This is a genomic window from Nocardia sp. CY41 (assembly GCF_009829325.1).
Lineage (GTDB): Bacteria > Actinomycetota > Actinomycetes > Mycobacteriales > Mycobacteriaceae > Nocardia.
In genome coordinates, this window is record NZ_VUOS01000027.1 from 115,524 (window position 1) to 128,386 (window position 12,863).

Genomic DNA, 12,863 nt, shown 5'->3' on the forward strand with positions numbered 1-12,863 from the left:
GCGCAGGGAGGGAAACGACCATGACTGAGAACCGGAAGATCAGCACCCGCGCCCTCGGCTTCGCCGCCATCACCGGCGCACTTGTTGCCGTCCCGTTCGCATTCTCCACCGCTTCCGCCTCCGCGGCGACCCACGACTGGGACGGCGTCGCGCAGTGCGAGAGCGGTGGCAACTGGGGGATCAACACCGGAAACGGCTACTACGGCGGCCTGCAGTTCTCGCAGAGCACTTGGGCGGCCAACGGTGGGAAGGGCTCGGCCCACACCGCGAGCAAGGAAGAGCAGATCCGCGTGGCGGAGAACGTGCTCGCCACCCAGGGCCCGGGCGCCTGGCCGTCCTGCGGCAAGTACCTGCGCGCGGGCACCTCCTCGCCCGAGCCGCTCGTCGAGGCGGAGGAACTGCCCGCCGTGCCCGAACCCGCCGAGCCCGCCGTGAGCGCCGCGCAGTCGGTGATCGAGCAGGCCGAGTCCGCCGCGTCCGAGTTCGCCGAGCAGTACGGCGTGCAGGACCAGCTCCAGCAGATCCTCAGCCGGAACAGCGCGCTGATCGACTCGCTCGGTCGCTGACGTCTCCCGGGTCACGAACCCGAAGAACGCCGCCATCGTCACGATGGCGGCGTTCTTCGTCCGAGTGCCTCTCCGACCGGCGGCGCCGGTCAGCGACCCGCGTCCTGATACGCCTTGACGGCGGCTTCCAGCTCGTCCAGCGCCCGGCCGAAGTCCTGGAAGTTTCCGCTGCGCATGGCGTTTCGCACGTTCTCGATCTTGCGATTGAGCTCGGCCGCCGCGGCGTCCTTGGCCGAGGACGATCCCGGCGCGGGCGGGGGCACCGACGCGGGCGGCGGGGTCGCTGCGGCGCCGGTCCCGTTGTTGCCGTCGGCGGGCGCCGGAGCGGTCCCCGGCTTCGGCCTGGTCCCCGAGTCACCGCCGAACGGCGTCGCCAACGTGCCCGCGCCCGGGATGACCTGGTTCAGCGCGTCGGTCAGGGTCGAGGCGTAGCCCACCTTGACGTTGCCCGCCTCGTCCCGGTAGCTCACCAGCACCCGCAGCAGCTGCGGGAAAGTCGCCGTGTTCGGCCCGGTGTTGCGTTCGTTGTAGAACGGTTCCACATAGAGAATGCCACCGTCGGCAACCGGCAAGGTCAGCAAATTGCCATATTTGATCTTGTTCGAATTCGACAGCAACGTTTTCTCGCGGGACACATCCGGCGACGTCGTCATCCGGTTCTGCGTCTGCTGCGGACCCAATGTCTGTGTGTCCGTTGGCAATCGGAGAATCGTGAATTTGCCGTATCCATCCGGGTCGGAACGCACCGAGATATAGGCGGCGAGATAAGGCCGGTTGTAGCCGGTCATCGCGCTGGTCAGATTGAACGTCGGCTTGTTCGTCTTCGGATCGCCGAGCAGCACGTAATACGGCGGCTGGTTGGCGGTGGTGCCGCCCTCGGTGGTCGGATCCGCGGGCACCGACCAGAAGGCGTTGTTGGTGAAGAACTCCCGGGGATCGTCCACGTGATACTTCGACAGCATCTCGCGCTGCACCTTGAACAGATCCTCCGGGTAGCGGAAGTGCGCCCGCAGCTCCGGCGAGATCTCGCTCTCCGGCTTCACCGCCCCCGGGAACACCCCGCGCCAGGCCTTCAGCACCGGGTCCGACGAGTCCACCTCGTAGAGCGTGACGCTGCCGTCATAGGCGTCGACCGTCGCTTTCACCGAGTTGCGGATGTAGCTGACCTCCTTGCGCGGCAGCAACCGCCCGGTCTTCTTGTCGATGCTGTCCTCCAGCGCGCCCTCCAGCGAGGTGGTCTGCGCGTACGGGTAATTGTCCAGCGTGGTGTAGGCGTCCACGATCCAGACGATCCGTCCGCCGACGACGGCGGGATAGGCGTTCCCGTCGGTGGTCAGCCAGGGCGCGACCTTCTGCACCCGTTCGCGCGGACTGCGGTTGAAGATGATCTTCGAGTCCTCGCCGATGGCGGAGGAGAACAGGATGTTGCGCTCGGCGTACTTGGCCGCGAAGGCGAGGCGGTTGAACCAGTTGCCGATCGGCACGCCGCCCTTGCCGGTGTAGGTGTACTGCGCGACGTCCGAGTCGTACTCGCGCGGACGCTGGCCGTCCGTCGCGCCGACGATCGCGTAGTCCGGGTTGGCCTGCGAGATCAGCTCCCCGAAATACACCCGCGGCTGGTCCACCTTGATCCGCTGCTTGTCCGCGGGCGTGAACAGGTCGCTCACCATGAAGATCGGGTAGCCGCCGTCGCCGCTGCCGCCCGCGGCGTTGGGATCGTCCGACGGCGGCTTGTTCACCCGGTTGGCGGGGGCGGCGACGAAGCCGTTGCCGTGGGTGTACACGGTGTGCCGGTTGATCCAGTCGGTCTGGTTGCCGCTCAGCGCAGCGGGCGAGAGCTCCCGGGCTGCGACGATGTAGTCCTGCACGTCGCCGTCGAGGTTGTAACGGTCGATGTCCAGCGACTCCGGGAAGCCGTAGAAGTTCTTCAGCTGGCGCAGCTGCGTGAAGGTGGGCGAGAGAATGTTCGGGTCGAGCAGCCTGGCGTTGCCGATGGTCGCGGCGTCCACCGGCACCTCGAGCGGGCTCTTGCTGCTTTCGCCCTTGTAGTCCTTGTAATCGATCCGGTCGTTGGTGATGCCGAACGCCTGCCTGGTGGCGGCGATGTTGCGTTCGATGTACTCGCTCTCCTTGTCCGCGGCGTTGGGACGCACGGAGAACTGTTCGACCACCAGCGGCCACACCGCGCCGACCAGGATCGAGGACAGCACCAGCAGCGCGGCGGCCATCGCGGGCACGCGCAGATCGCGCAGCACGATGCCGGCGAAGAAGGCCAGCGCGCAGATCACCGCGATCGACAGCAGGATGAGCTTGGCGGGCAGCACCGCGTTGATGTCGGTGAACGAACCGCCGGTGAAGGTGGGTTCCTTGCGGCTGCTGGAGAGCAGTTCGTATCGGTCGAACCAGTACGCGATCGCCTTGAGCAGCACGAAGGTTCCGGCCAGCAGCGCCAGCTGGATCCGCGCGGCCCGGGTGAGCGTGCCCTCGCGGCCGGTCAGGCGCAGTCCGCCGAAGACGTAGTGGGTGACCAGGCTGGCGAAGAACGCGATGACCACCGCGACGAACAACCAGTTCAGCACCATGCGGTAGAAGGGCAGGTCGAAGGCGTAGAACCCGACGTCGAGGCCGAACTCCGGATCCTTCTCACCGAACGATCCGCCGTTGAGGAACAGCTGCACCGTCACCCAGTTCGACTGCGCCACCAGACCCGACAGCAGGCCGAGCAACACCGGGATGCCGACGCCGAACAGCCGCAGTCTGCTCATCACCGTGGTGCGGTAGCGCGCGATGGGATCGTTCGGGCCCGCCACCGGTACGAACACCGGCCTGGAGCGGTACGCCAGCAGCAAAGCCAGCCAGACCACCAGCCCGACGAAGGCCGCCACGACCAGGAACAACAGCACCCGGGTGCGCAACACCGTGAGGTACACGTTGCGGAAGCCGACCTCGCCGAACCATAGCCAATTCGTGTAGGCGTCCGTCAGCCGCGGCCCGAGCAGCAGCAACGCCGCGAGGACGATGGCCGCCACCAGCAGCACACGGCTGCGTCGGGACAGCGAAGGTAAGCCGGTGGGGGGCCGCATGCCCACGATGCCACTCTCCAAGGTCCGGCGACGCTCGCACCGATACGCCCGGCCGATGCGCCGCAGTCCGATGTTGCGGGTGGTCCTTCCGGACCGTCCCGGCCCACTCTACGGAAATCGGACACCATGCAGCTGGCAGGGTTGCGCTAGCCGCGCCGGGGAACCGATCGTCCGGGTTTCCGGCAGCTCCGTCCGGCGGTTTGATTGGATATTCGCGTGACCCCAGACCTGCACGCCGAACTCGTCCTTGCCCGATCCGTCCGGGAGGTGGCGGAATTCGTCGACGCCGAGGGGTGGGGCCGTCCCCCGCAGATGTTCGCCCTGGTGCCGACCGCGGAACTGGTCGCGGCGCAGCCGGAACTGGAGGACCAGCTCGACGAGGGCGACGAGCTGACGCCGGTCGCCCAGGAGGCTTTCCCGGACGACATCACCGGCGGCTCGATCGCCTTGGACGAATTCCTGGCCACCACCAGCTGGCCGCCCGCGGTCCGGGGTTGCGTGCTGGTGCAGGAGATCGTGGTGCTGCCGCCGGATGCCGAATCGACACTCGACGACGCGCTCGCCCCGCTGCTGGCCGACCATGACGCGGCCGACGCGGCCGCGCGCGCCGCCGCCGAAGCGCACCCGGAGCGCCGGGAGGCCCGGTTGTTCGCCGCGGTGCTGCGCGACGGTGCGTCGCTGTGCCTGCTGCAACTGCGCCCCGAGGACGACGCCGACGAATTCGGCGATCTCGACCTGCGCACCTACCCCAACCTGGCGCCGAATCTGGTGGAGGCGCTGCACCATACGCTCGAGTAAGCGCTCCCCGGTTCCTTCCGGCGCGGGTCACCGACCTCGCTGAGCCGCATCACCCGCAGCTGACCGGCTCCTTGCCCGCGCTGATCTCGTTCAGCGACTGCACCGCGCCGGTGAGGTTCTCGACGCGCACCAGCCGCAGGCCGTCCGGGGTCCGCTGCTTGGCTTCGTTGCAGTTGGCGGCGGGGACGAGGAAGGTCTCCGCGCCGGCCTCCCGCGCGGCCATCATCTTGTACTGGATGCCGCCGATCGGGCCGACCTTGCCGTCCTGATCGATGGTCCCGGTGCCCGCCACGAATTTGCCGCTGTCCAGCTCGCCGGGGGTCAGCTTGTCGATCACGGCCAGGCTGAACATCAGGCCCGCCGAGGGGCCGCCGATGTCGGCCAGGTTGAAGGCCACCTGCAGCGGCGGGCGGGCGCCCTCGCCCGGTGTCACGCCGAGGTAGCCCTTGGTCGGGTCGTCGGGACGGGCGCCGAGGACGATCGTCGCGGTCTGCTCGGCGTTGTCGCGCCGGTACACCACGGTCAGCGTGCTACCGGGCGCCTGGCCCCCGACCGTGGTGACGACGTCCTTGGGCGTCGCCACCGGCGCGCCGTTGATGCTGACCAGTTCGTCACCGGCACGCAGCGCGTCACGGGCGGGCCCGTCGTCGGCCACCTTGCGCAGCAGCACGACCGTGGGCAAGTTCAGATAGTGCAGGGCGGCGACCTCGGCGTTGCCTTCGGAATCCTTGAAGTCCTCCTGGTTGGACTTGTCGATCTCCTCGCGGGACACGCCGGGCGGGTAGACCTCCGAGCGCGGCACCAAGCCGTGCTTGCCGCTGGCCCAGAAGCCGAATGCTTCGAAGATGCTCAGGCCGTCCCGCACCGACACCGTTGTCATGTTGAGATGGCCCGTGGTCGGATCGACCTCGGTGCCCCGGACGTCGACGACTTCCTTGCCGTCCACTTGGCCGAGGGTGTTGAAGGTGGGCCCGGGACCGAGTGCGACGAACGGCACAGTCAGCACACTGCCGGCGACACCGAGCACGAGCACCGGGATCAGAGCGGCGACCAGGGTGAGGATCCGACGATTCACCCGGACCACAGTAATGACAACCGGCGGCGCGAGGTGCCGGAGGCGGTCATTTCACCCGGGCGCGCCGCCGCCGGTTTCGCGCCGCGCGAACACGGGGACGCTGTGCTACGCGCGTAACGTAAAGGGCATGAACGACCTCCCCTTCGGATTCTCGAACCGCGACGACGACGATCGCAAGCGCGGTGACGAGCCGAGCGGTCCCGGCCCGAACGATCCGTTCGGGTTCGGTATCGGTGGGTCCGGCGCGGGCGGATTCGACCCGGCGCAGCTCGGGCAGATGCTGACCTCGCTCGGCCAGATGCTCAGCGGCATGGGTCAGCCGGGCTCCGCGCAGGCCGGGCCGGTGAACTACGACGTCGCCAAGCGGCTGGCCCGCCAGCAGCTCGGCTCGGCCGTCGCCCCGGTGACTTCGGGCGCCGCGAGCGCCGTGGCCGACGCCGCGCACCTCGCCGAACTCTGGCTCGACAACGCGACCACCCTCCCCGCGGGCGCGGGCAAGACCGTGGCGTGGACCGCGAACGACTGGATCGAGCAGACGCTGTCCACCTGGCAGCGCCTGTGCGACCCGGTCGCCGAGCAGATCTCGGGGATGTGGACCGCGGCGCTGCCGGAAGAGGCCAGGCAGTTCGCCGCGCCGATGGTCGGCATGCTGGGCCAGATGGGCGGTCTGGCATTCGGTTCACAGCTCGGCCAGGCGCTCGGTCAGCTCGCCAAAGAGGTGCTGACCTCCACCGACATCGGCCTCCCGCTCGGGCCCACCGGCACCGCGGCGCTGCTGCCCGCGGCGATCTCGGAATTCAGTGCGGGGCTGGAACAGCCGGAGAGCGAGATCCTGGTGTTCCTCGCCGCGCGGGAAGCCGCCCACCAGCGCCTGTTCGCCCACGTGCCGTGGCTGCGCCAGCAGGTGCTCGGCGCGGTCGAGGACTACGCGCGCGGGATCCGGATGGACTTCTCCGCGATGGAGCAGGCCGCGCAGGGCATCGACCCGATGTCGCTGACCGATCCCGCGAAGCTCGAGGAGATCCTCGCGCAGGGCACCTTCGAGCCGCAGACAACACCCGAGCAGAAGCAGGCGCTGGAACGCCTGGAAACGCTGCTCGCGCTCATCGAAGGCTGGGTGCAGGTAGTGGTGGCCGACGCCGTCGGCGACCGGTTGCCCGGCGCGGGCGCGCTGGCCGAGACGCTGCGCAGGCGGCGGGCCACCGGCGGCCCCGCCGAGCAGACCTTCGCGACGCTGGTCGGCCTGGAATTGCGTCCACGCAAGCTGCGCGAGGCCGCCGCGTTGTGGCGCAGGCTCACCAGCGACGCGGGCATGACCGCGCGCGACCGCGTGTGGGCGCACCCCGACCTGCTGCCGGATTCCGACGATCTGGACTCTCCCGCGGGCTTCATCGACTCGGTGATCGGCGGCGGCGCGACCGTGTTCGACGATCCGCTCGCGCAACTCGCCGAGACCGAGGCGCGTGAGCAGGCCGCGCGCGAGCGCAAGGACGACGACGGCGGGCCCGACGTACGGGAAGAGGGCGAGGCATCGTCCTGATCCATCACTGTGGATGAAGCGAAACCCTGTGGATAACCAGGGGTTTCGGTACGAGTCGGCCCCCACGCGATCCGCATACTGATGACATGACAACGATGTGTCGCGGTCCGCGATTGCGGCCGAGGGTGACCGTGCTGGTCCGCCCGAGCGGTGTCGTGCAGCTCGGGTGCGATCCGGAAACCGCGGTGGTGCTCGATCCGGAAGGAATGGACGCCGAGACCGTCGTCACGTTCCTGCGCCTGCTCGACGGCCTGCGCACCAAGCCGCAGATCATCTGGAGGGCCGGAGAACGCGGGATCGAGGCCGAACGCGCTGTGGCATTGCTCACGCTGATCGACGAAGCCGGCCTGCTGGATCATCCGGAGGATCGGACCGCGCACGTGCGGGCGGTGCGGGTGCACGGGCTGGGTCCGCTGTCGGACGCGGTGTCGGCCGGGTTGCGCGCACTGGGCGTGCGGCCGAGCCGTTCTCGCGACTATCCCTCCGGCACGGCGACGGTACGGTCCTGGGGAGCGGACCTCGTGGTGCTCGCCGACACACTGATGCCCGATCCACGGCTGGTGAGCGATCTGGTGCTGCACCGGATCCCGCACCTGCCATTGCGCATCCGAGACAACAAGGGCGTCATCGGGCCTTTGGTGCTCCCCGGCGTCACCAGCTGCCTGCGCTGCGCGGACCTGATCCGCGCGCAGAACGACGCCGAATGGCCGCACTTGGCGGCACAGCTGCTGGGCCGCGTCGGACACGCCTCCCCCGCCGGGATCGCGGCCACCACGGCGGTCGCTCTGAGCGAGTTGGAGGCGATCATCGACTGCTCGCCACGACGCGCTCCGGCCACGCTGGACGCCACGCTGGAACTGGATCTGGATTCCCACGTCCTCGATCGGCGCGGTTGGGACCGCCATCCCGCATGCGCGTGTGTGTACGTTTCCGCAGGGCACAGCCTCCGAAGCCGGTCGTGATCAAGATTGCGATGGCCGATCGGCCGGTCCGTCCGCCATGATGGGTACGTGTCTGAGATCGTGCGCCGTCGCTCGTCCCGCAACGCCAAGTTGGCCAAGATTCCGCTCGGCATCGCCGGACGGGCGGCCGTGGGGTTCGGCAAGAAGCTCGCCGGAGGCGACAAGTCCGAGATCAACGCGCAGCTCAATCAGAAGGCCGCCGAGCAGCTGTTCACGGTGCTGGGTGAGCTGAAGGGCGGCGCGATGAAGTTCGGGCAGGCACTCAGCGTGATGGAGGCCGCGGTACCGGAAGAGTTCGGCGAGCACTACCGGGAGGCACTCACCAAACTGCAGGCCGCCGCTCCGCCGATGCCGGCCGCCACCGTCCACCGGGTGCTCGACCAGCAGCTCGGCACCCAGTGGCGTACCCGTTTCCGCGAGTTCGACGACAGCCCGGCCGCGTCGGCCAGCATCGGGCAGGTGCACCGGGCGGTGTGGTCGGACGGGCGCACCGTCGCGGTGAAGGTGCAGTACCCCGGCGCCGACGAGGCGCTGCGCGCGGACCTCAAGACCCTGTCCCGGATGTCCGGTCTGGTCGCGTCCGTGATCCCCGGGGCGGACGTCAAGCCGATCCTCGCCGAGATCACCGAACGCACCGAGGAAGAGCTGGACTACCGCAACGAAGCGGCCAATCAGCGCGCCTTCGCGAAGGGCTTCGACGGGCACGGCGAGATCGTGGTGCCGAAAGTGGTGGCCAGCGCGCCGAAGGTGATCGTCACCGAATGGCTGGACGGTGTCGCCGTCTCCTCGATCATCAAGCAGGGCGCGGAGGATCCCGCGGGCACCCTCGCGCTGCGCAACCGTGTCGCGGGACTGATGGGCCGGTTCCACTTCTCATCCCCTGAGGTCGTCGGGCTCCTGCACGCCGACCCCCACCCGGGCAATTTCATGATGCTTTCCGACGGCAGGCTCGCGGTTATCGATTTCGGCGCCTGCGCGCCGATGACCGACGGCTTTCCCCCGGTGCTGGGCCGGATGCTGGCCCTCGCGGTCGAGGAGCGCTTCGCCGAACTCACCGAATTGCTATACGACCACGGCTGGGTGATTCCCGGCCGGGTGGTCACCCACCAGGAGATCGCCGACTACCTGCGTCCGTTCACCGACCCGATCCGAACCGATTCGTTCCACTTCACCCGCAGGTGGATGCAGCGGGTGGCGGGCAAGGCTTCGGAGTTGTCCAGCCCGGAAATGAAAATCGCACGGGCCCTGCAACTTCCGGCCGAATACGTGATGATCTTCCGCGTGCTCGGCGGTTCCGTAGGCATCCTGGCGCAGCTCGACGCCGAGCTGCCGTTCATGCAGCTCGTCCGCACCTGGATGCCCGGCTTCCGCGAGGAGCGCACGGCCTCCTGAGTTCTCCGTCATTCCCGGCGCAGATCGCTGTTCGAGTCACGGTGCCGGGTCCCTTTGCCTGCTACAGCCGACGCTGCGAGATAGCCACCCGGCCCGCGGCCCCGCCATGACGGATTCCTCGGAACCACGCAGAGCAGCCGCCCACCTGGCGACGGTGGGCGGCTGGTCTGCTTTCTCGTTCGTTGGCTCGGCCCGTGCCGGGACCGACCGAATCGAGCACATCGACCGGAGGGAGGGAAATCACTCCCCGGCTCATGCCGGGACCGCGACCTTGCGCGGACGACCACGGGGACGCTTGCGGGCGATCACGACACCCTGGTCGAAGATCTCCCCGCCCCAAACACCCCACGGCTCACGACGATCCATGGCGGCGCTCAGGCAGCCCTTGCGGATCGGGCAGGTCGCGCACAGCGCCTTGGCCTGCTCCAACTGGACCGGGCTCTCGGCGAACCAGAGGTCCGGATCTCCAGCACGGCAGGGCAGGACCTTGGCGATCTCCTGGGTCCGAGTAGTCGACGCCACGGTTCGGCATGTCACGTCAGTAGTGGCCTGTGGCCAACCCTGTGCGGTGAACACGTCGTTCTCCTTCAGCTCGTTTGCAGCGGTTCGTTTGTTTGCGGCGAAACCGGTGCCGGTCGGCTGAAGGGCCGGAGAATACTGGCCACGGTTTCGCTGTCGTGCGATCCGTGGCCAGGAGGTCGGGGAGGAGTTCCCTACCTAGGTCGACATCTGTGTCGAGTCCTGTTCACGGTCGCTGGGTGTGCGGTGCGGAGGCGTGCTGCCCGCGGATCCGCCGGCTCGAAGCCGGCTTCATCCGCGAAGACACCGACTGCTGCCTCGGCAGCCGTCGGGTGCCAGCCCGCGCTGGGCTTGCCCTGAATCGGGTTACGGACAGAGGTGTGCATCGCAGCGGAATTCACTTGCGAGACGCACGTGCCGAACGCACCGATTCCGGACAGACCGATCCCCTGCAAGGCGAGGATCCCCCGGGAGGCCGCCATGGGCGCATAGACCGCAACGCCACTGGCACCGAAGTTCATGATGTTGTCCACTGCTCTGCCTCCCTCCTGTACTCGTTGTGTGTCGGTAACTGTGCGCGCCGAGATGCCCTCCCGGTGCGTGGAATCCACCATAGGCAAGATCGTCGAGCGCGACAACCTATTTTCTACCTGCGGTTTTGTGATGTGGATCGAAGCCGGGACGCGACGATGGCCAGTACGTCGGCGCCGAACTGGTCGATCTTCTTCGCGCCGATGCCCGCGATCGCGGCCAAGGCGGCGTCGTCGGCGGGCAGTTGTTCGGCGATCGCGGTGAGCGTGGTGTCGGTGAACACCACGAATTCGCGGACCCGCAGCGCCTCCGCCTTCTCCGCACGCCAATCACGCAGTGCCGCAAGCAATTCGGCGTCCAGCTCGGCCGGGCAGCGACGGCAGCGGCCGAGCATGGTCGCGTACGTGCCGATCAGCGGTTTCGCGCAGACGCGACAGGTCGGGCGGACGCCGTTCCCCGCCTTCGGCGGGGCCGCGATTCGCGACGCGGGCGAATCGTCCGGAACGAGGCCGGTGAGGAAACGGGAGCGGCGCCGGGTGCGCCTACCGCCTTCGTTCCTGGCCAGCGCCCAGGACAGCCGCAGATGTTCGCGCGCCCTGGTGACTCCTACGTAGAGCAGCCGCCGTTCCTCCTCGAGCGCCGCCGCGTCGGCGACCGAGCCGTCGTCGGCGAGGACGTGCGCGATCGGCATGGTGCCGTCGGAGAGGCCGACGAGGAATACCGCGTCCCACTCCAGGCCCTTGGCGGCGTGCAGCGAGGCCAGCGTGACCCCCTGCACGGTGGGTGGGTGCCTCGCCTCGGCGCGGGCCGCGAGCTCGCGCAGCAGTCCGGTCAGATCGAGCCGATCGTCGTGGCCGACCAGTTCTTCGGTCAGCCGCACCAGGGCCACCAACGAGGCCCAGCGTTCGCGCGCCTGGGCGCCTGCGGGCTCGGTGGCGGTGAGACCGACCGGGGCGAGCGCCGCGCGGACCAGCGTGACCAGCGCATTGCCGCTGCGCGACTGGTCGGGCAGATCGTCGCGGGACGCCGCCTGCCGCAGCGCCTGCACGGCCTGCCGCACCTCGGCACGTGCGAAGAAGCCCTCGCCACCGCGCACCTGGTAGGGAATGCCGCGTTCGGTGAGCGCCTGCTCGTAGTTCTCCGACTGCGCGTTGATCCGATAGAGCACGGCGATCTCGGCGGCCGGTGTGCCCGCTTGGATGAGCCGGCCGATCGCCTCCGCCACCGCCGCGGCCTCCGCGGGCACGTCGTCGTACTCGGCGAAAACCGGCTCCGGTCCGTCGGCTCGCCGGCCGATCAATTGCAGCCTGGTACCCGCGATGCGCCCGCGTGCCGCTCCGATCACCCGATTGGCCAGCGACACCACCTGCGGGGTCGAGCGATAGTCGCGTTCCAGACGGACCACCGTGGCCTCGGGGAAGCGACGGGAGAAGTCGAGCAGGTAGCTCGGCGTGGCGCCGGCGAACGAATAGATGGTCTGGTTGGCGTCGCCGACGACGGTCAGGTCGTCGCGGTCGCCGAGCCACGCGTCGAGCACGCGCTGTTGCAGCGGCGTGACGTCCTGGTACTCGTCGACGACGAAGCTGCGATAGCGGCCGCGGAACTCGTCGGCCACGGCCGGGTAGTCCTCCAGGGCGGCCGCCGTATGCAGCAGCAGGTCGTCGAAATCCAGCAGCAACCCGTCCGGCGTCGCCTTGAGTTTCTCGTAACCCGCGTAGACATCGGCGACACGCAACGCCTCATAGGGTGTCTCGCGCCGCTGCTTCGCGACCGCCGCCACGTAATCCTCCGGCGCGATGAGCGAGCCCTTCGCCCATTCGATCTCGCTCAGCAGGTCGCGGACACTGTCGGTGGCCGTGGACAGCCCGGCCCGGTGCGCCGCCTGCGCGACGATCGGGAACTTGGCATCGATCAGCCGCCACGGCACGTCACCGACGATCTGCGGCCAGAAATACTTGAGCTGCCGCAACGCCGCCGCGTGGAACGTCCGTGCCTGCACCTGGGCCGCCTCGCCGCCGAGGCCCAAGGCCCGCAGCCGGGTGCGCAACTCCCCCGCCGCCCGCGCGGTGAACGTCACCGCGAGTACCTGGTCCGCCTTGACCTGCCCCTGGGCGATCAGATGCGCGATGCGATAAGTGATGGTTCTGGTCTTGCCGGTACCCGCGCCCGCGAGCACGCACACCGGACCACGCGGGGCGCGCACGGCGGCGGCCTGCTCGGGATCGAGGTCTGCGAGGTCGAGAGCGGGCACGCGATCCATCATGACAGCGCCCACCGACACTGATGATGGGAAGTGGTTCTGATCGTCGTGTCTCTCCCACCGACTGTCGCCCTGCTGGGTTGACCATCACTTGGTCTGACCGGCGGTCAGGGCCGCGCGCGCTGGTCGGGCGGACA

General features: G+C 68.7%; 9 protein-coding genes. 5 read left to right on the top strand and 4 right to left on the bottom strand.

The window, feature by feature from the left end; translation table 11 throughout:
* The first annotated feature begins 20 nt into the window (after positions 1-20).
* Positions 21-566 (top strand): transglycosylase family protein, encoded by a 546-nt coding sequence (locus tag GVY64_RS28755; protein ID WP_159848098.1) that lies wholly within the window; start codon positions 21-23, stop codon positions 564-566.
* 89 nt (positions 567-655) lie between these two features.
* Here the strand turns inward: GVY64_RS28755 and GVY64_RS28760 are convergent, their stop codons facing one another.
* Entirely contained in the window at positions 656-3,655 is a 3,000-nt protein-coding gene (locus tag GVY64_RS28760; RefSeq protein ID WP_201298199.1) for a UPF0182 family protein, read from the bottom strand.
* Between the two features lie 210 nt (positions 3,656-3,865).
* Between GVY64_RS28760 and GVY64_RS28765 the strand changes: the two genes are divergently transcribed.
* On the top strand, positions 3,866-4,447 hold the full coding sequence (locus GVY64_RS28765; RefSeq protein WP_159848101.1) for a PPA1309 family protein: 582 nt from the start codon (positions 3,866-3,868) through the stop codon (positions 4,445-4,447).
* A 49-nt stretch (positions 4,448-4,496) separates the two neighbouring features.
* Here the strand turns inward: GVY64_RS28765 and GVY64_RS28770 are convergent, their stop codons facing one another.
* A complete protein-coding gene (locus GVY64_RS28770; protein WP_201298200.1) occupies positions 4,497-5,522 on the bottom strand; it encodes a YlbL family protein in 1,026 nt (341 codons plus the stop codon).
* Between the two features lie 127 nt (positions 5,523-5,649).
* On the opposite strand from GVY64_RS28770, the gene GVY64_RS28775 reads away from it, so the two are divergent.
* The 3 genes from GVY64_RS28775 (at position 5,650) to GVY64_RS28785 (ending at position 9,416) form a co-directional block, all read left to right on the top strand.
* Positions 5,650-7,062 carry a zinc-dependent metalloprotease gene (locus GVY64_RS28775; RefSeq protein WP_159848107.1) on the top strand — a complete coding sequence of 471 codons (1,413 nt, stop codon included), beginning with the start codon at positions 5,650-5,652 and terminating at the stop codon, positions 7,060-7,062.
* An 86-nt stretch (positions 7,063-7,148) separates the two neighbouring features.
* A complete protein-coding gene (locus GVY64_RS28780) occupies positions 7,149-8,024 on the top strand; it encodes a hypothetical protein (RefSeq protein ID WP_159848110.1) in 876 nt (291 codons plus the stop codon).
* A gap of 48 nt (positions 8,025-8,072) precedes the next feature.
* Entirely contained in the window at positions 8,073-9,416 is a 1,344-nt protein-coding gene (locus GVY64_RS28785) for an ABC1 kinase family protein (protein ID WP_159848113.1), read from the top strand.
* 252 nt (positions 9,417-9,668) lie between these two features.
* On the opposite strand, the gene GVY64_RS28790 is transcribed toward GVY64_RS28785, so the two are convergent.
* Positions 9,669-9,992 carry a WhiB family transcriptional regulator gene (locus tag GVY64_RS28790; protein ID WP_159848116.1) on the bottom strand — a complete coding sequence of 108 codons (324 nt, stop codon included), beginning with the start codon at positions 9,990-9,992 and terminating at the stop codon, positions 9,669-9,671.
* Positions 9,993-10,581: 589 nt separating this feature from the next.
* Complete coding sequence (locus GVY64_RS28795) at positions 10,582-12,729, bottom strand: ATP-dependent DNA helicase UvrD2 (RefSeq protein WP_159848163.1); 2,148 nt, start codon at positions 12,727-12,729, stop codon at positions 10,582-10,584.
* Positions 12,730-12,863: the final 134 nt, after the last annotated feature.

Coding starts and splice junctions, on each gene's coding strand:
- GVY64_RS28755 (WP_159848098.1), top strand. CDS start 21: ATGACTGAGAACCGGAAGATCAGCACCCGCGCCCTCGGCTTCGCCGCC.
- GVY64_RS28775 (WP_159848107.1), top strand. CDS start 5,650: ATGAACGACCTCCCCTTCGGATTCTCGAACCGCGACGACGACGATCGC.
- GVY64_RS28780 (WP_159848110.1), top strand. CDS start 7,149: ATGACAACGATGTGTCGCGGTCCGCGATTGCGGCCGAGGGTGACCGTG.
- GVY64_RS28795 (WP_159848163.1), bottom strand. CDS start 12,729: ATGATGGATCGCGTGCCCGCTCTCGACCTCGCAGACCTCGATCCCGAG.